We start from the raw sequence: 17256 nt of genomic DNA, 5'->3' as shown, positions 1-17256 counted from the left end.
CGGCTGTTGGCGACGTGCGGGGACATTAGGGCATACGCACGGCAGAGGAAACCGGGATTACCCGATCAGAATCCGGTTTTGCCAGAGCCACTGCAGAATTCGCCTTGCGTGGTCCGCGCCCAGGCTATTTGACCACAGTTCAAGAATACCAGCCGCGGTTAGCGGGCAATCAAGTTGCCGTATCAACGGAACCAGCGGAGTACCTTCAAGATTAGCCACCGGGCGCTGCAAGGTTGGGTGCCGGAGAACGGCTGAAGGTTCTATATGGGTAGCGGTCTGAAGTCCTGACACGGAAACTCTGGCATCTGGCGACATCTGCAGGGGTATCCCCTCTGGTATGTCCGCCATCTCCGGTTCGTCCAGTACCCGCGACATCCATGCCATCGGGTCGGCGCGCATTGACCAAAAATTGGCGGGGGAAACAAGGTTTTGGCGGGCGTAGTATTCAGCTGCCAGCGTGGCGTGGGCCTGAACCCTTTCGGTCTGTCGGTCACGATAAAACGACAGCGCCAGTTCGGTGTGTTCAGGGCGTGTCAGAACAGTGTTCACGACCGCAGCGGCTTGGACCGCCTGCCCCATGGCCATTTGCACACCTTGTGACGACAACGGGTCGACCGAGAAACTTGCTTCTCCTACCCGGATCAAGTCAGGCGCAGGAGGTGTAATTTCGACCTGACTGGTGGCGTCGCTGCGTCGGACGGGTCCGATACGTCGCTGTTCCAGACAGGGCGACAGCAATGTCGATTGCGCAAGAAGGTTCAGGTAAAGATCGCGGCGATCTGCCGGAGACAGGCCCTTGCAATCGGCAGGATCAACAAAGACCATTGCATTCACAGATTCGCCGGGCAGCATTGCCCCCCAATACCAGTGTCTGGCACCAGCCTCGACCCGTGCCTGCGCACCAAATCCCCGGGGCGCTTGCCAATAAGCAAAAAGCGCCAGCAGTGGCTGCGACGCTGGCCGAAACTTGCGCCCCAAACCCGCATGCCGACCGGCCGCATCCACCAAGACCCGAGCGCGGACGCGCAGCACGCTTTCTGATAAGTGCACCGGAATTTCCCATCCAGTCTCTAGACGCCGAGGCCGATACCCTCGGGCGGCGTTCAGCACACTCACCCCAGCGGCGCGCGCGGCATCAAGAACCAGTGCATCGAATTGACCACGGTCGACTAACAACCCGGCCCGATCAGCGGCCGGTCCACGACGATCAAATTCGCCGCCCCAATGAAGAATTGACCCGGTTGATCTCAGAAACCCTGCCTGTTCAACTTTGTCTGACAAACCCAAAAGATGCAGAACCGGCCAGATCGAGGAGGGCAGGGACTCTCCCACATGGGCGCGTGGAAAGGTTGCTCGTTCCAATAGACAAACCTGCCGACCAAGCTGAGCCAACCGAAGGGCAAGCGCCGACCCGGCCGGGCCACCGCCAATTACGCAGATTTCAGTTTCGATATCTTTAGGCATCGATCAGGCAGTTGCGGCCATTGCCGCTTCACCAAAGTAATCCGGCCGCGCTTCGGACAGACGGACATAAGCTTGCAGGCAGTAATGCAGCCAGCCGCGAATGTAATCACAGGCCGGACGGCCACGGTGAATGACTTCGTGATGGCATCCGCCGCCGCACAGGTAGCGCGCCCAACACATGTTGCAGGGGGATTGACCATGCACGTGCCGATCTTTCAACCAATGATCCCGACGCAGATCCGGGCCACTGAAAACATCCCCCATGGCGCCGGCCTCATCCTCGACAAAGCGGTGGCAGGCGAATAGTCCACCTTCGGCGGAGACGCCGAAATACCCGGCTCCCGCGCCACAGGCATACGGGCGGTGCGTGCCCCGGTGAATTTCTTGCATCGCGGCGGACATGTTCGAGAATGGGTAGCGTCGGCCTTGGATCACCGCGGCCTCAAACGCTTGTCCGCAAAGGATCATCTGCGCCAGCATGTCGTCCAGATCGGCTCGGTTTAGCTCATGACGGCCATTCGGCGAAGCAAGCATCGGAGAGAACCCCACGGAATGAAACCCCATGTCTACAAACTGTTCCAGCGTTTCCGGTAGATTCATGTTCTGTGGGGTCACGGTCACACGAGCCCCCACTTGCATTTTACGCTGCCGCGCCAACAGCGGCACTAATCTTTTCAGGATCGCTTCATAGCTACCGCGCCCTCCACGATTGGGTCGCAGCTTGTCATGCGTTGCCCCTACCCCGTCCAGGCTGATCGTGACTGCAAACCCATACGTTTCAAAGAATTCGGCATCCTCGGGCTGCAGCAAAGTACCGTTGGTGGTGACCGAAAACCCAACCTGCAACCCGTGCGCCTGAGCGCGGTTCGCCGCATATTCAGTTGCCTGGCGGATCAGGTCGCGATTGATCAGCGGTTCTCCACCGAGATAGGCCAGATTGATGCGCACACCCGGTTCGGCCTCCGATATCAAACGATCAACGGACTCTTTGGCGACTTCCCATTCCATGTTCCGCGCGGAGCCTCCGAACTCTCCGCCCGAGGCATAGCAATAGGTGCAGGCCAGATTGCATTTCTGCGCCACGGCCAAAGACAGAGATCGCACAGGCATGTCTTCGGGTGGTTTGTCGTCGATAAAGGGAACATTGTCTAAGCCCAACGACGCGAGGTAGTCGCGCTGAGCGGCGGCATCGGACGCCGCAAACCGCTCTGCAGTACCAGGTGGCACGTCAAAAACCCGCGACCCATCCACGGCCAGCACGTGGTGGCCGTGGTCGGATTCAAAGAAATGCACTTGCGCCTTGGGCGGGATCAAACTCAATCCTCCGGCCAGAACGGGATACCGATCCCTTCGGCGGCCAGCTTTTCGCCTTCGACACGGAGCAGTTTCATGATGTCGCGCACTTGTTGGATGTAGTCCTGTGCTTGCTCGTATTGTTCCCGGGCCTCCAGAGTATAGGCATTGCGCAGGCCATCTTTGACCTGTTCAAACTGCGCAAGCGCGTCCTTGGCCTGCGTCTCTGTGCCCACCTGAATCGGACGCAGATAAGCAGGCGTACCCTGCCCGATATCGTATTTGGCAAGAACCTCTTTCATTTGGCGGAAACGCAGAAAATGCTCGTCGCCATCACTGTCGATCCGCACGGCCAGAGCATAGAGACGACGGTCGGTGAAAGTTTTCTGTTCCAACGTTTTCACACATTGCGCATAAGCGCGGTCGATATATCCGCCGGGGCGTTCGATTTCGATGAAATCGTCGATTGCCTCCTGTGTCAGAGGTCGCAACGAACGGGGGTAGACCTTTCCGTAACCCGGCCCAAACCGCAACGTTTTGGCAGGGGTCAAGACAGGCTTGTACGCGTCGCCTTGCAGCTCCCATAGCAACTGGTTGGCCAAGCGCATATGGGTCATCTCTCCTATCGCGACTTCCACTAACGCGCGGCGTGCAAAGATCAAGTCGTCCTTCAGTGTCGGCCAACGTCTGGTATCCACCATCTCGGGATCGGCCAGCGAAAAATAGGCATAAAGATATTGCAAGCTCAGCGTCATCTCCATCGGCGCCAGCCGCTCTTGCAGATCCTTGATCATGTCGTCGGTCGAACCATAGGGGTCAACATCGGGCAATTCCGGATCAACTTCGTAGACCTCACCGGTTTCACGGCCTTCCACGACGATGGGAAGTTCGCTCCACATCTGGTTCACCTGATAGTGGTCGATCTGATAGGGGCGGTTCTGTTCCACAGTATTCATCGCAGCCACATTTCCGGATGGCGATTTGTCTGAACGCAGCCAGTCCAAGTATGTTTCAGCAGCGATTGGATTGTCGGATTGCCCGGTGGGCAGCGCGGCATCGTGCGGTACTTCGGCCATGACCACATCTGGGTGGTTCGAGGGCCAGTAGTGGCAACCACAGTCGCGAAAATCATGGGACCACGGGTTGCACAGGCTTTGCGTCAACTCTCCGGGATCGTAAGCATTGCTGAATACGCCCGCATCGGTTCGGTACTGGCGGCGATAGCCGTGCAAGATCACCTGTTTCGCATCGACGATGCCTTCGTGATTGCGGCGCTCCAGCGCAATAGTCACCGGGCTATCGTCGCCACATTCCAGACTGCGGATGAAACGCCACACCATCAGCCCATCATAGGGCGCACCCGCGTCGTCAGTGAAACGGATCCGTTTGCCACCCTGCTCCACCCAGGCCAGAAACCATCGGCCCTGGCTGAGCCTTTCACCAACAGCGCCGCTGTAGTCAGCCAACAGGGTTTGCACCCAATCTTCAGGGCTATCGTCAGGCAACATCGGATCATAGAAATAATCGACAAAAACCAGATGGAAGCCTTGGGTGTTCTTCGGCGCCTCGGGCACCGGGCTCAGAGGCACTCTGACCGCATTGAATACCAGACCGGGAAAAAACCGCCGGTCGAGGTTTCGGACGTCCATCTCCAGACCGGGGAAACAGTTGCCTACTGATCCGTCCATGCGCGTGTTGTCAGGGTTGCCAGGCACTTTGTATGCCGCTCGTGCGGTCAGGTTGCGCGGTTTAATGCGGATTTGATCAGGGCGATCAGACATCAGTGACCTCCGTTTTCTGAGAGGACAACTGCGACACGAGATAGTCGATGAACGAGATCACCAGATGATACTGCCGTCTCGATAGAGATAGCGGGTAATAGTTGGAATCGCGCATATAGGGCGGCATCCGGGCGTCATGCATCATGTCACGCACGATCCGCGGATCACGGAAATCCGGGTTCGGTGTCTGATCCGGGTTCGGATCGGTTTCAAGCTGTGTCAGAATGCCATAAGGCGGACGTAGCAGAGTTTTCACGAAATCCGGGCGGCGGCGCAGGAAATCCAGCAGGTTTTCCTCGTCAATCAGCTGTTCATGGACGAATTTGGTCGCCACCGTATAAGGCAGCCGCTCATTCGGAACGGAAACTGAAAACGCGGAAACAGGCTGCGGTCGGATCAGGTCGGGAATCTTGTCCGGCGGGCGGGCGTCTTCTTCTGTCATCGAAGCTGCATCCGTCGAAGGTAGGCCCTCTGTCGGCTGTATCTTCGTCTTCGCCTGAAGCTTGGCATTGTCTTTCAGACCCTGTGCACGGATATCGTCGAGATTGATCAGGCTGTTGGTCTCGAATGCGCGGCGGAAAATGTCGACGACTTCAGCCTTGGCCTGCAGGTAATTGCCATTGGTTACTGACACCAAGGAAAGATCGCGATCGGCCAGATCGTCTTCGAGGCTGTAGAAAGGCCGGCAATCAGGCGCAAAATCAGGTGGCCCGGTCATTATGTTTGCCCGCGCCGTCAGACGCTCACCGCGAACAGACAGTGTGGCCTCGATGATACCGTCGCTGGTATCATCAGCCACGCCCCAAGACTGATCATTACCGACGCGTGCACCGTCATAGCTGTCATGCGGTTCGGGGTCATCCGATGTCCCGCTCATCATAATCCATTTCGACCATGGGGTATCCGGATTTAGAATCCGGTTCTGTTCGGGAACAATTTCATGGATACGCCCGTATTCGGATTTCGGAGGGTCGTTCTCGTACCCTGGCACCGCCAGCGTTGCCGGGCCATAAGCAGCGTCCGGTGGTCCATAGACTTCTCCCTTTGGCGGGGTAAAGCGCAGACGCAGGATACTTCGGTCCACGGGCTGATCTTGGACCGGCTTGTCATAGCCGCGTACCGGGTGGATCACACGCACAGATCCCAACGGGATCGGGTTGTGTTCATACACCATCGGTTGCTGTTCCGATGTATGAGGGCTGAAAGCCAGCAGGGGTTTGGGCGTGAAATCCTTACCAGCAATCTCGACCCGCGCGCGGAATCCGCAGGCGGCGTCTCCGGTCCGGCGTTCAGCCTTCTGGTTGCCGACCGCGACGGTATACCGGACATGCTGCAGAGACAGACCCTGTCCATCCAAAAAGTCCAGAGTGACAGGGGTTTCGTATTCTTCTCCGGTTTCCGCGTCATGCATTCGGGCCCACAACTCAAAGAAGGGCGCGACAGGGCGCAGCGCGCCACCTTCGTCACGAAACCGGATTGAATTCGGATCGGGCAGATAAGCCGAGACGCTGCCATCCTCATTCTCACGCAATGTCACGTTCGACCGGATGACTGTCTTGTTATTGCCATGCGCGTCCATGTCCTGCTGCCACTCATAGCTTTCCAGCGGCGTTTCTCCAGGCCCCAACCGGGCGACCGCCATGGGTGGCAGAAAAAAGATCTCCTGAATCGTGTCCATGCTGGGCCCTCCCCAATTCGACGTTGGCTGTCCCTTTGCTCAGGGCTTGGAAAAAAATTCGTAAGTGATTTTCTTGTCCTTGAAGAACGACCTGGATTTGTCCCGGATAATGTCCCGCGGCGCGTCCTTGGGGACCGGAGAAATGCTCTGCTGATAGTGGAAGAAGTTGTGTGGATCGAATTTTTTCTTCACGAAAAGCAGTGAATTGAAGTTATCGCCCCAGTACAGCCAGCGATAGTTCAGCTGTGTCCGGCGCGGATAGTTTTGATAAGAATGACCGTTAAAGAACCCTTCGTCGGTCATCAATTTCATAAACCCATCTAGCCACGGTACAACGACTTCTTTTTCCTCTTCGGACAGCCAGAACACATCAACGTAGAAATTCATCGAAGCATTGCGGTGAATGAAGGCATTCCCGTCCTTGCCAACCGGCACTTGGTTGATCGCACCGCCATAAGGCTCGATGGCTACCGCACCATAAGCGTTGGGCGTACTGTCGAGGTAATCCACGACCAATTGCCATTCTGCCTGGTTCAGCTGACGATCAATGTAGCCCGCCTGCTTGTCCTCGCGGGCCTGATCGGGGACCACGGGGATGTCGTATTTTTCGTCATATAGCCACGAATTGATTTCCTGATAGGTTCCGGCCTTCTGGTTCTCCAGCAGACCGCCGATGGGTTTGTCCAGCAACGGCTGGATCACTTCCATCCCGTCTTTTTTCTTGCCGTGATACAGCCCAGAGACCAGCAGGACCTTTTCATCCCCCTGATATGCAAGAAAAATATAGGCGCCGAACTTATCGGAGATACCGTCTCTCATATAGTTGGCCTGTAGGAACTCCAACGCCTTTGCCGCCTTTTTCAGCGGCCATTTGATGTGGAATCCCCAGACCTTGTATAGCCTCTGAAGCTTGTAGCGCACTTCGAGCAAGACGCCGAAATTATTGCCGGTCCCGCCGCGGATCGCCCAAAACAGATCCGGGTTCGTCTCTTCATCTGCAATGACAATGCTGCCGTCCCACAGCATCACGGTTACACCCAAGACGTTGTCACACGCCATTCCGAACAGGCGCGAGGTGAAACCGTACCCACCGCCCATCATGAAACCGGCTACACAAACGTCCTGACAGGCCCCACCCGGCACGTGAAGGTGATAGGAGTTGAGGATCGAGTTCAGCATCTTGAACGGTGTGCCCGGCCCTACATAGGCCATCGGCACATCCGGGTCGACGGTCACATAGCGCATCCTGCTGGTGTCGAGAACCATTGCGTTGTTGACGGAATACCCTGCCGTACTGTGTCGGCCGGACCGTGCAACCACCCACAGATCATGCTGACGCGCAAAGGCCAGGCTGGCGCGTACATCTTCGATGGTTTCGGCGTAGACGATGATTTCGGGATAGTCCTGAAAAGCCGGGTTCCAAACCTGTCGATCGTTGTTGTAATCAGGATCTGTCGGCAAAACGACCGAACCTATCAGTCCTTTTTCAAAGTTGCGAATCTGTTTCGGTTTGATCGGGTGATAGCGTTGAAGCGCTAGATCCGAGCGGCTGTGGGCGATGCGGTCTTTGGATAAAAGGGTCTTGCTGATCTTGCGCATGGGCGCTCCTCAAATGCGGATACGGCATATGCGCGGAAAGGTCTGAAACTGCGCTTTGAAGGCAACTTCCAGTTGTCAGCCCATATCCGCCCGCAGCCAAGCTGGCAGTAATCGGCTCATGCGGTCAAGTCATTGTTTCCAGAAACAAACGCGCTTCCTTCAGATCGGGTATCTCGTCATCCTGCCCGAACTGCGTCAGAACCGAACTCAGGGCATCCCCGACAGGTACATCGTTGTCTCGGCGCCATTGCGCCAGCGCGATGACGGAACGCAACTCGTACAAATGCGCGCCCTGCTTTCGGGCTGTTTCGATCGCACGCAGCAACAATGGTTCCGGGTCATCGCCTGTATTAGCGGCTAACTTGGCCTGTATGCGTAAATATTCTGCCTCTGCCCATTTCTCTTCGGTCTCAACCAGAAAACGCCCCGCCTGATGCAGGGATTGCCGCGCAGCGTCGTAGTCTCCGACCTGTACCTGTAATTCAGCAATGAGGGACAGAAAGAAATTTTTGTAATTCCCGGCCCCAACAGACCACCAGTCGTTGGCCGCCTTGCGCAGCTTTTCAATGCTCTCGGTGTTGGGTTCAGTCGCTGCATCAGCCCAGCTGGCCCAAAAACGCGCAATTGTCGCCATCAAGGGCAACGAATGTTGTTGCACAATTTCAACCAAGGCTTCGATATCCCTTCGTAATGCCGGAGTATCGCGGGACAGCATATGGACTTTGCACATATAGACCAGAGTCTGCGCAATACTGTGGGCGTGATTGAGCTCTTTCGCCGACCCCAGTGCCGTGCGCTGGATACTCAGGGCTTCTTCCTGCCGCCCCATCAGGCAGTAACATGTCCCCAAAAACGCCGATGTGATAGCCGAGTGGTCCGTGCCATAGACATAGGCGAGTTGGCCGTGCTGATCAAAATCGTACATCGCCCAAGCTTGTTCCAAATGCCCCTGTGCTTCGGGCAGGTTGCCCAGGTGCAATTGAACAGCCCCCATAGCGCGGTGCCCAACCATCTGATGCTCGGTCCTGCCGCTATCCGCCGCGAGGTCGAGGATTTGAGTGGCCACGTCCTGTGCCAAACGGTATTCGGCCCGAACCAGATGGAAGGCGTAAAGCCCGTTCAGAACCGGAAACAGCCTCTCGGTTTCGTTGGCGCGATAACACAACTCTCGCAGGCGGCTATAGGCTTCGCCGGTGGCGTCGCCTGGGATCCCACTTGTGGATCGCAAAATGCCAGCGCGAAGGATCTGAATGTCGATTTCTCGCAGGTCCCGTTCCTGGCTTTTCGGCAAGTCCGCCACTTGGTCCAGTGCTTTGGACAAATGCGTCAGTGCTTCTTTCAGGGCCGAACGTTCAATCGCACGTCGCCCGGCGTTCTGCCAGTGTTCGACAGCCTCGGCCTTGCGGTTGGCCAAAGTGTAATGCTGCGCCAGAACCTCAGGCTGTGTCTGCGCCATTTGCGGCTGGTTTTCCAGCAGCGCACCCGCTGCCCGGTCGTGCATAACCTGACGCTCGGTTCGCAATAGACTGTCATAGGCCATATCGCGGATCAGCGCATGGCGGAACATAAACTCACCTTCGCCTGCGTTCGGCGCCTCGAGAATAAGTCCCGCTGAAGACAACTGATCCAGCCCTGCCTGCAACACAGCGGGTGAGAGAATCGATACCGACGCTACCAGTGCCAACGAAAACTGACGCCCGAACACGGCCCCGGTCTGCGCCACTTCCTTGGCCATGCCCAACCGGTCCAGACGCTCCATCAGCGAATCCTTGAGTGTGTTAGGCACCGACAACGATGGCAGGGGCCCGGTGAGGGCATAGCCTTCGTCTGTCAGCTGCAGCTGTCCCGATTCCAACAGGGCGCGCGTTACCTCTTGCACATAGAGCGGAATACCGTCGGTCTTCGCCGCGATAAGCTCGCATACTGGCGCTGGAACCGAGTTCCCACCTGCTACATCAGCGACGATCTCGGCCACATCCCGGTTGGCTAAACGCCTGAGCGGAATATGCAACGTGTTGTGATGATGTCTCCAACCCGGATCAAACCCCGATCTGGCGGTCACGATGATCAGGACCGGCAGGTCCCGGATGTATTCGATCACCCGATTGGTCAGTGACAAGGTCGTCGGGTCGACCCAGTGAATGTCTTCAAATAGCACCAGAACCGGCTTGTTCCGCGCCAAAGCGGCCAGTTGTTCTTTTACCGCCTCGAGAGTCTTCTCAAGTTTGACCTGAGGTGGCAAATCCAATGGCCCCAATGTGCTGTCCGCCTCGACACTCAGCAGATCGGCAATCAGACGCAGATGCTCGGGCGGGTGATCCTGCAGAATATGGGTCAGCTTGGTCAGCTTTTCCTCATCGCTGTCTTCCGGAGCAAATCCAGCTGTACGTTCCAGATGCTGAATAATGGGGAACAATGCGCTGTTGGCGTGCAGAGGAGAGCATTGCAAGTTCAGCCTAATAATGCCCTGCCCCTGCAACTTCTGACTGAGCCCTTCAATCAGACGCGACTTTCCGATACCGGCCTCGCCAGAGATCAGTACAGATTGCCCGGTACCTTGACTGGCCTCGTTCCATTTGTCGCATAGTTCCTGAAACTCGGAATGGCGGCCCACAAGGCGACCAGCGCCCGCATCGGGCATGATGTCGAAACGCCGTTCAATGCGAGCCTGCCCGGTGACCGTCCACGCCTGGATCTTTTCGGAAAAACCTTTAAGGGCGAAATGTCCCTTGTCTTCCAATTCAAAGGCATTGCCGACCAACCTTCGGGTCGAGGGGCTGATGATCAGGGTATCCGGCTCGGCCAGCGCCTGCAGCCGAGCGGCCAGATTGGGCGTACGTCCCATGACTACGTCATGTTCTTTCAACCCTTCGCCGTGGATGGTCCCTACAACCACAAGCCCCGTTGACACCCCAATCCGAACGCGCAGAGTTTCCTGCCCTTCGATGCGCTTTAGCCCGTCCAAAATCTCCAGACCCGCATTTATGGCGCGCGAGGCCGCGTCTTCCAGTGCATGAGGATACCCGAAATAGATCATTGCCCCATCACCCATGAAACTGGCGACATGACCTCCGTACCGCGCGACAGCGGTGGTACAGGTTTCCTTGAACCGGCGGACCAGCTCTCCCAAGTCTTCGGGATCCAGTCGTTCGGACATGGGGGTAGATCCGACCAGGTCTACGAACATAACCGTCAACTGCCGCCGTTCGGCAACGATCTTGCCTTGCCCGATCACAGGGGCTGCGGTTCCTGCATCGACCAAGGCCGACATCAGTCGTCGCCTTGGTCCCAAAGGCAAACCCATATCAATCAGATCGTGTTCGGACAAAAGTGCAAGATCGGACAGTGTTACTTCATTTGACGAGAAAACGGGCGCGTACTTCGCCAACCCCAGCTTCTCTAAGAATACGCCGATCTCCGTCATTTCCCCCACTGTCCCCATCCGACTCTGGCTTACCGTCCCTGGCCGGAGCAGGCCAGTCTCCGGTAAAAGCCGTTTAGCAATAGCCGCTTTGACGAAGCAACTGGTGCATAGGCCGACTGCATGGCAAGCTTTTTCTTTCTTGCTTGGAACGTCAAGTGGTTTGAGTGTTACAGGACGCCTTCAAGAAACGGGAAATTGACCCCAGTTGCAGCACTGAACTGAAAGAGCGGAAGCGCTCGAAACTAAGGCAAATAGGCAAAAACACACCGCGCAAAGATGGGATTCGGCCGTCGGCCGGGGAAACAAATCAACAATGGAAGGGATTCGTGGGGCGACACGGCGCACTCGTAACCCCCTCTAAAAACCAGTTGAAAACCAGTATGTGCTAAAATAAAGGCGTGCCGCCCACCAAGTCAGAGTGACATTGTGGCAAAATTGTGTCCACGATTCATTGGGAAATTCACTGTTTTCGTTTTTGAAACGAACTTCGGCGTCCCAAAAAAACCTCTGTTAAGGGATTCCCCCAATTTCGCTAGACCGGTGGAAACTCTAAAGTGATTTCAACGGAACGTTATTCTCGAACCGTAAATCCCCGAGAGGGGCTGGTTACAACCCCCTCGGCCAGCCCCTCTAACCTCAGCCCCGAATTTAACTCGACTCACCGATTTTAATTTCGATATCGAAATTCCTGACGAATGATCGAAACGGGCCATGATGTCATGGGCGCTGCGGCTAGGATACCGCTCGACAATCGCCATGGGTTTGCCGCTCCTGACTAAGAGGCCAGTCAGCCACCTGCAGCTGCGCTTCGCCTGCGAGCCTTCACCCACCGATGCAGCGGCTTTTCGTAGATCAGGTAGATCGCTACAGCCACCACCTGACAGATGACGAAGACGGCTAGTAGCATAAGCCAGTTTTCGCGATCAGGGATGCCATCCAATACCTGGGTCGACGACCCGATCACCATCAAACGGCTAAGGTACAATGCGTACGAGGCGTCGCCCAGCAAAGCCAGCCCAGGCAACTTATGGCGCGACAGAACTGGTTCAAGCGCCAGCGTCCCGACGACGATAAGGCAGGCGGGAATGCCCCACCTTTAACACTCGCAACCCGACATCCTGCAATAGCACCAAACCGGACTTGCATTACTGAGCTTTGGAAGTCCTTGGAGCGGACAAAGAAGACGTCAGTTCCAAACAATCATGGGGATTTGGTCCGACGAAAGAACCATTGCTTCTGGACTGTGGTAATCTTCATCTGCAATGCCCACCTTCAGCTTTCGACCACCTGAAAAAACTAGAATGAAGGCAACGTCAGAAGTTTGGGTCTTTTCAACTGTTTCATCGATGAAGTCTTTGCCCTCAGCTCCGATAAACTCGTAGTTGTTATTTATTATCAGGCACATATCACCAAAGACAACCTGTAGATAATCGTGGACGAAGCAGACCTGAGTTACCTGCCGACCCGGAAGCAATTCATCAAATAGGTTCATCATAAGTCACCGTTTTCGCACGTGATTAACGTCCAATTTCTTGACGCACGCTATCACCACGGCTAATCGCAAGCTACAACAAGTGGTCAGGCTTTGATGTCGTAAATGGGCTCTTCGTCGTCATTCGCTACATCCAGCGCCAAAGGTCGCTTCATGGGCTTAATCCAAAAATAGGCCGTTCATTCTTGATAACACTGTGCGCTCAATCAACTGAGATCCTGGTGCTCAAACCTTTCGGATTCTGTACTCGGCTTACATTCTTCAAGCGGCCAAGGCAGATTGTGCAGGTCACCATATCCACGGAGAGCATTCGCCAGATCATCCGCAACGGCCTCCTTGTCGGTTCACCGGCTAAGCAGTCAGTCATGGTGACAATGAGGTTGTGCTTGTCCTGAAGGACAACAACGCTCAGCTCATGGTGGCCGATCAATTCGCCCAGCTCAAAGGCCGAAAATCTGGCCTTTCTCAAACGATCATCAGCCCCGGCAAAGAACTGACCCCCGGCGAGCTTAAACAAACCTTGAAGGCGATCCGCTCAGAATTTGGGTACAACCCCGCCGATCCTGAAACGCTTTCAATGCATGAAAGCAAACGCGGTGATCGCTCGATCCAGAAACACTATCACCTCGTCAGGCCAGCGGCAGATTCAAAGACAGGCGAAAGCTATAAGCTTTTCCAGTCTAAATGCAGGGACGAGGCCGTTTGTCGTTTTCTGGAACTCGAATTCGGCCACAAACTGATTAGCGGAAGACATGACAATTTTGCCCAGAAACGCCTGCGTGAACTCGGCCGCCATGACTACGCCGACCGCGTGGCCGAGATGACGGCTGTGAGCTGGTCATCTTTCAACCAGAATAAGCACCAACAAGCGAAGCGAAACGGCTTCGATCTGCCCAAGCTCAGACATCAGCTCAAAGAGATTGCCAAGCTGGACCGCGAGCAGCAGCCTAAGAAACTGGCGGAGCTGAACGACCGCGAAGGTTTGGAGCTGCGAGACGCAATCACGGAAGGCCGAGGCCGCAGCCGCATCAGTCTGGAATTGCCCGGTGATCTAAAGGACCACAATTGCAATCGAACACTAGAAATTTGTGCCGCAGACGTGGCCGCATTCATTGAGGAAACAAGGGAGAATTTGCATGACCTCAGATCCAACACAAATCCATATCTCGCAATCGAGCGAGACCCCGCTTCGGGATCTACTCTTGGCGATCACCGCGGGACAGGAACAGATTCACCAGAGCAACCAAGAAATTATCCATCGCCGAAACGCACTGTTGAAGATGCTGGCGGCGACAGCCAAGAACTAACCAGCGAAGCGGTCGAGCTGGCGTTTACCGCTAAATATCTAAAATCAGAGACCAGACAGTTCGCAGCCAACAGGTGTAGTGATCTGACTGCCGCCGATCTGGATGCACCACCCGATATCAATGGCCCCAATTTACTGAAGAAACTGGCGGCAATGCTGAAGCGCCAGGTGGCTAAGGCCTACGCTGTTGTGTCGCTCGCGTTTCGTTATACTGCTGCTGATAGGTAAGGGATCTTGAAAGCAAGCCGAGATACCTGTGCTCACGCACTAGATGATTCTATTTGTGTCAATACTCAACTAGCGCCGGAAGAACAGCGTACCCAAGCTGCAAACCGTTTCATGCGTCTGAACACAATGGAATCAGGTTCTGGACTTTTTAGAATAACGCACCAAAAACCGCACAAAATTTTTGCGTTGGCAAGTATATCTGCATCTAAGTGGTTGATTTTAATGGCAGGGGCAGCAGGGTTCGAACCCGCGACCTACGGTTTTGGAGACCGTCGCTCTACCAACTGAGCTATACCCCTATGGTTCGCCATCAGATATGCCAGTGACGCGGCGGACTCAAGGGGCTTTTTCACATTCTCCGACAGTTTGCCGTTTGACAAAAAAGTTGCACCTGACGCGCAGTTCTTTAAGACAAGGCTCGGCCAGCAGAAGGACACCTCCCTTGAGCATCCGCAAGAAAATCGCCGACAGCGAAGCCGTGTTGAACTGGCTCGCCCGGCGCATTGCAAACTATATCCGGCTGGCCCACCGCGGCACACGCTGGCAACGCATCGGCTATGAGGAACTTGATAAGCTGGTAGAACAGGGCGAACCGGTCATCGTTGTTTTATGGCATCAGCGCTTGGCTCAATCGCCCTATTTCTTTCCGTTGGACAAAGGGCGCATCTGCTCGATCACCTCGGCCGCACGTGCGGGCAGCATGGTGGGGCGCGTGCAAAAGCTGTTCGGTATGGATACCATCGCAATGACCAGCCGAAAACGTCATGTTACGCTGTCACGCGAGGTTTTGGGCAAGATGAAACAAGGCATTTCGATCGGTATCGCGGCGGACGGTCCGCGCGGCCCCGAGCGGGTGTCTTCAACCGTTCCTCTGGTCTGGGCGCGCACTTCGGGTAAACGGGTCTTTGGCATCACCTATTCAACCCGGCACGGTCGTGAGGCTGGTACCTGGGACCGCCTGTTGATGCCACGCCCCTGGCGCAACGAAGGCGTGTTCTTGTGCCGTGAATGGACCGAAACCGTCCCGCGAAAAGCAACAGAAGAGCAGATTGAAGCGTTGCGGTTAAACCTTGAGCAACACATGAACGACATCACCGCCGAGGCGGACCGGATGGTGGGTCGAAAGCCTTGGGCACCCGAATCCGAATAGATGCGTTTACCAACTCGAGAGTGGAAAACCACTTACCTCACAAAGCGTGGTTAAAACAAAGCGCGTTATGGTGAGCGCAAGCCGCTAATGACACGGCGCATATAGTCCATGAATTGCGCGCGTTCGGTCTCGCTCAATACATGCAGTGCTTCGGCGTTCACTTTGTGGGCAGAGCTATAAGCGTCATCTCGAAGTGCGGTGGCCTTATCGGTCAACCAGATTAATTGAGCCCTGGCGTCAGAAGGGTTCTTCATTCGCTTGATCAGGCCATCACGTTCCATACGGTTGAGCGTGTTAGCCAATGTCGCTTGTTCGACATCGAGCTTGTTCAGCAAATCCTTCTGCGAAACGCCATCCTTAATCCAAAGCTCCAGCAAGATAGGGAATTGGCCGATAACGATGCCAAGAGGTACGATACGGTGCTGCAGTTCTTTCGCAAACAATCGCGCCATGTGATTGACCAGATAACCGGCCGAGTCGTCTTTTTCGAATTTCATGTCCAAAAATTACACTTGAATAGCAAGCTATGCAATATTACATAGCTTGCTATCTTATTTTATCTGAAAGGACACGTAATGGCTAAGATCGAAGAGCTGGATGCAATCACCACGCTCGCGGACCAGATGCAGACCGAAGAAGGTCCGGTTGTGCTAATCAATCTGTTTACGGTGGAAACGAAAGACGAAAAAGCTCTGCTAAAGGCCTGGGCGCATGATGCAGACTTCATGAAATCCCAGCCGGGATATATCTCGACCCAACTTCATAAGGGCGTCGCAGGAAGTTCGACGTTCGTGAACTATGCGATCTGGCAGGACGTCAAAAGCTTTCGCGACGCCTTTGCGCACCCCGAGTTCCAGCGACGGATAACCGATTACCCTGAAAGCGCTGTGGCACGGCCCCATCTTTTTCGAAAGCTTGCCGTCGAAAACCACTGTGTCGCCTAATTCGATACCCGGAGCAGCACCATGTTGAGAACCATCCACCCAATAGCCGGAGTAGTTGGATTTTTGACGATCCTCATATTCTGGACTTCCACCCTATACAGCGAGCTGTTTGAGACCCACGCGACTGTCGCAGCCGTCAAATCCATGATCCTTAGCGGTCTTCTTATTCTCGTACCGGCGATGGCGATTGTAGGTGCGTCAGGCATGTCATTGGGACGACGGCGAAAGGACGCACAAGCAATTGCCAAAAAGAAGCGGATGCCGATTATTGCTGCGAATGGTCTCCTGATCCTGGTGCCCGCTGCTTTTTATCTTAGCGCAAAAGCAAATGCGGGCTCATTCGATACCAGTTTTTATGTCGTGCAAGTCATCGAGCTGATTGCTGGGGCAACCAACCTACTATTGATGGCGCTAAGCATACGGGACGGGCGAGCGATGAGCGCGCGGCGCAAAAGGACATCCAAATTATAATCAACCAGCGCAGTATCGCTGACAGAAATTCCCAACGTAAAAGGCCGCCCCGGTTTGGGACGGCCTTTATTGATTTCTTCACCGTGTTGGTCTCGGCAGATTTTCCTGTGGAAAATCGCCTGACGCAACCAGGTGCGACAAGCGCGCCCTACTCGATGATTTTCGACACGACGCCGGCGCCGACGGTGCGGCCGCCTTCGCGGATGGCGAAACGCAGGCCATCTTCCATCGCGATCGGGGCGATCAGCTCGACGGTGAAGCCGACGTTGTCGCCAGGCATAACCATCTCGGTGCCAGCCGCCAGGGTCACGGTGCCGGTGACGTCAGTGGTCCGGAAGTAGAACTGCGGACGGTAGTTCGCAAAGAACGGGGTGTGACGACCGCCTTCTTCCTTGGTCAGGATGTAGGCTTCGGCTTCGAACTTGG

The 17256-nt window shown here is 55.4% G+C and carries 14 protein-coding genes and 1 tRNA gene; 4 read left to right on the top strand and 11 right to left on the bottom strand.

Annotation, left to right across the window (positions count from 1 at the left end; translation table 11 throughout):
* Nucleotides 1-57: 57 nt before the first annotated feature.
* From qhpG to AC2TDA_RS00040, 8 genes are all read right to left on the bottom strand, one after another.
* On the bottom strand, nucleotides 58-1464 hold the full coding sequence (gene qhpG, locus AC2TDA_RS00075; protein ID WP_480878145.1) for a flavin-dependent monooxygenase QhpG: 1407 nt from the start codon (nucleotides 1462-1464) through the stop codon (nucleotides 58-60).
* 3 nt (nucleotides 1465-1467) lie between these two features.
* Nucleotides 1468-2778 carry a radical SAM protein gene (locus AC2TDA_RS00070; RefSeq protein ID WP_480878143.1) on the bottom strand — a complete coding sequence of 437 codons (1311 nt, stop codon included), beginning with the start codon at nucleotides 2776-2778 and terminating at the stop codon, nucleotides 1468-1470.
* Nucleotides 2779-2780: 2 nt separating this feature from the next.
* On the bottom strand, nucleotides 2781-4538 hold the full coding sequence (locus AC2TDA_RS00065; protein WP_480878141.1) for a ferritin-like domain-containing protein: 1758 nt from the start codon (nucleotides 4536-4538) through the stop codon (nucleotides 2781-2783).
* Complete coding sequence (locus tag AC2TDA_RS00060; protein ID WP_480878140.1) at nucleotides 4531-6216, bottom strand: hypothetical protein; 1686 nt, start codon at nucleotides 6214-6216, stop codon at nucleotides 4531-4533. Before AC2TDA_RS00060 ends, AC2TDA_RS00065 begins: the two co-directional genes overlap by 8 nt.
* A gap of 39 nt (nucleotides 6217-6255) precedes the next feature.
* A complete protein-coding gene (locus AC2TDA_RS00055; protein WP_480878138.1) occupies nucleotides 6256-7815 on the bottom strand; it encodes an FAD-binding oxidoreductase in 1560 nt (519 codons plus the stop codon).
* Between the two features lie 124 nt (nucleotides 7816-7939).
* Nucleotides 7940-11239, bottom strand: coding sequence for an adenylate/guanylate cyclase domain-containing protein (locus tag AC2TDA_RS00050; RefSeq protein ID WP_480878136.1), 3300 nt, complete (start codon nucleotides 11237-11239; stop codon nucleotides 7940-7942).
* Between the two features lie 787 nt (nucleotides 11240-12026).
* On the bottom strand, nucleotides 12027-12263 hold the full coding sequence (locus AC2TDA_RS00045; RefSeq protein WP_480878135.1) for a hypothetical protein: 237 nt from the start codon (nucleotides 12261-12263) through the stop codon (nucleotides 12027-12029).
* A 162-nt stretch (nucleotides 12264-12425) separates the two neighbouring features.
* A complete protein-coding gene (locus tag AC2TDA_RS00040; RefSeq protein WP_480878133.1) occupies nucleotides 12426-12731 on the bottom strand; it encodes a hypothetical protein in 306 nt (101 codons plus the stop codon).
* Between the two features lie 382 nt (nucleotides 12732-13113).
* Between AC2TDA_RS00040 and AC2TDA_RS00035 the strand changes: the two genes are divergently transcribed.
* Nucleotides 13114-14265 carry a hypothetical protein gene (locus AC2TDA_RS00035; protein ID WP_480878132.1) on the top strand — a complete coding sequence of 384 codons (1152 nt, stop codon included), beginning with the start codon at nucleotides 13114-13116 and terminating at the stop codon, nucleotides 14263-14265.
* 223 nt (nucleotides 14266-14488) lie between these two features.
* Here the strand turns inward: AC2TDA_RS00035 and AC2TDA_RS00030 are convergent.
* A tRNA-Trp gene (locus tag AC2TDA_RS00030) sits at nucleotides 14489-14564 on the bottom strand.
* 143 nt (nucleotides 14565-14707) lie between these two features.
* Between AC2TDA_RS00030 and AC2TDA_RS00025 the strand changes: the two genes are divergently transcribed.
* Nucleotides 14708-15415 (top strand): lysophospholipid acyltransferase family protein, encoded by a 708-nt coding sequence (locus AC2TDA_RS00025; protein WP_480847860.1) that lies wholly within the window; start codon nucleotides 14708-14710, stop codon nucleotides 15413-15415.
* A gap of 65 nt (nucleotides 15416-15480) precedes the next feature.
* Here the strand turns inward: AC2TDA_RS00025 and AC2TDA_RS00020 are convergent, their stop codons facing one another.
* Entirely contained in the window at nucleotides 15481-15912 is a 432-nt protein-coding gene (locus AC2TDA_RS00020; RefSeq protein ID WP_480847861.1) for a MarR family winged helix-turn-helix transcriptional regulator, read from the bottom strand.
* Between the two features lie 78 nt (nucleotides 15913-15990).
* Between AC2TDA_RS00020 and AC2TDA_RS00015 the strand changes: the two genes are divergently transcribed.
* Together AC2TDA_RS00015 and AC2TDA_RS00010 are read left to right on the top strand one after the other, a co-directional pair.
* Nucleotides 15991-16359 carry an antibiotic biosynthesis monooxygenase family protein gene (locus AC2TDA_RS00015; RefSeq protein ID WP_480878131.1) on the top strand — a complete coding sequence of 123 codons (369 nt, stop codon included), beginning with the start codon at nucleotides 15991-15993 and terminating at the stop codon, nucleotides 16357-16359.
* 21 nt (nucleotides 16360-16380) lie between these two features.
* Nucleotides 16381-16830, top strand: coding sequence for a hypothetical protein (locus AC2TDA_RS00010; protein ID WP_480878129.1), 450 nt, complete (start codon nucleotides 16381-16383; stop codon nucleotides 16828-16830).
* Between the two features lie 148 nt (nucleotides 16831-16978).
* Here AC2TDA_RS00010 and AC2TDA_RS00005 read toward each other — a convergent pair.
* A partial coding sequence (locus AC2TDA_RS00005; RefSeq protein ID WP_480896842.1) for an EF-Tu C-terminal domain-related protein occupies nucleotides 16979-17256 on the bottom strand: 278 nt, incomplete at its 5' end.

This window comes from Ruegeria sp. HKCCD6426, assembly GCF_057221115.1.
The sequence above is the reverse complement of the archived record's forward strand: the minus strand, read 5'-3'. Positions and strand labels throughout refer to the sequence as shown.

What these genes read in the sequence shown, in the direction of transcription:
- qhpG (WP_480878145.1), bottom strand. Translation starts at nt 1,464, where the DNA reads ATGCCTAAAGATATCGAAACTGAAATCTGCGTAATTGGCGGTGGCCCG.
- AC2TDA_RS00065 (WP_480878141.1), bottom strand. Translation starts at nt 4,538, where the DNA reads ATGTCTGATCGCCCTGATCAAATCCGCATTAAACCGCGCAACCTGACC.
- AC2TDA_RS00060 (WP_480878140.1), bottom strand. Translation starts at nt 6,216, where the DNA reads ATGGACACGATTCAGGAGATCTTTTTTCTGCCACCCATGGCGGTCGCC.
- AC2TDA_RS00055 (WP_480878138.1), bottom strand. Translation starts at nt 7,815, where the DNA reads ATGCGCAAGATCAGCAAGACCCTTTTATCCAAAGACCGCATCGCCCAC.
- AC2TDA_RS00050 (WP_480878136.1), bottom strand. Translation starts at nt 11,239, where the DNA reads ATGACGGAGATCGGCGTATTCTTAGAGAAGCTGGGGTTGGCGAAGTAC.
- AC2TDA_RS00040 (WP_480878133.1), bottom strand. Translation starts at nt 12,731, where the DNA reads ATGAACCTATTTGATGAATTGCTTCCGGGTCGGCAGGTAACTCAGGTC.
- AC2TDA_RS00020 (WP_480847861.1), bottom strand. Translation starts at nt 15,912, where the DNA reads ATGAAATTCGAAAAAGACGACTCGGCCGGTTATCTGGTCAATCACATG.
- AC2TDA_RS00015 (WP_480878131.1), top strand. Translation starts at nt 15,991, where the DNA reads ATGGCTAAGATCGAAGAGCTGGATGCAATCACCACGCTCGCGGACCAG.
- AC2TDA_RS00010 (WP_480878129.1), top strand. Translation starts at nt 16,381, where the DNA reads ATGTTGAGAACCATCCACCCAATAGCCGGAGTAGTTGGATTTTTGACG.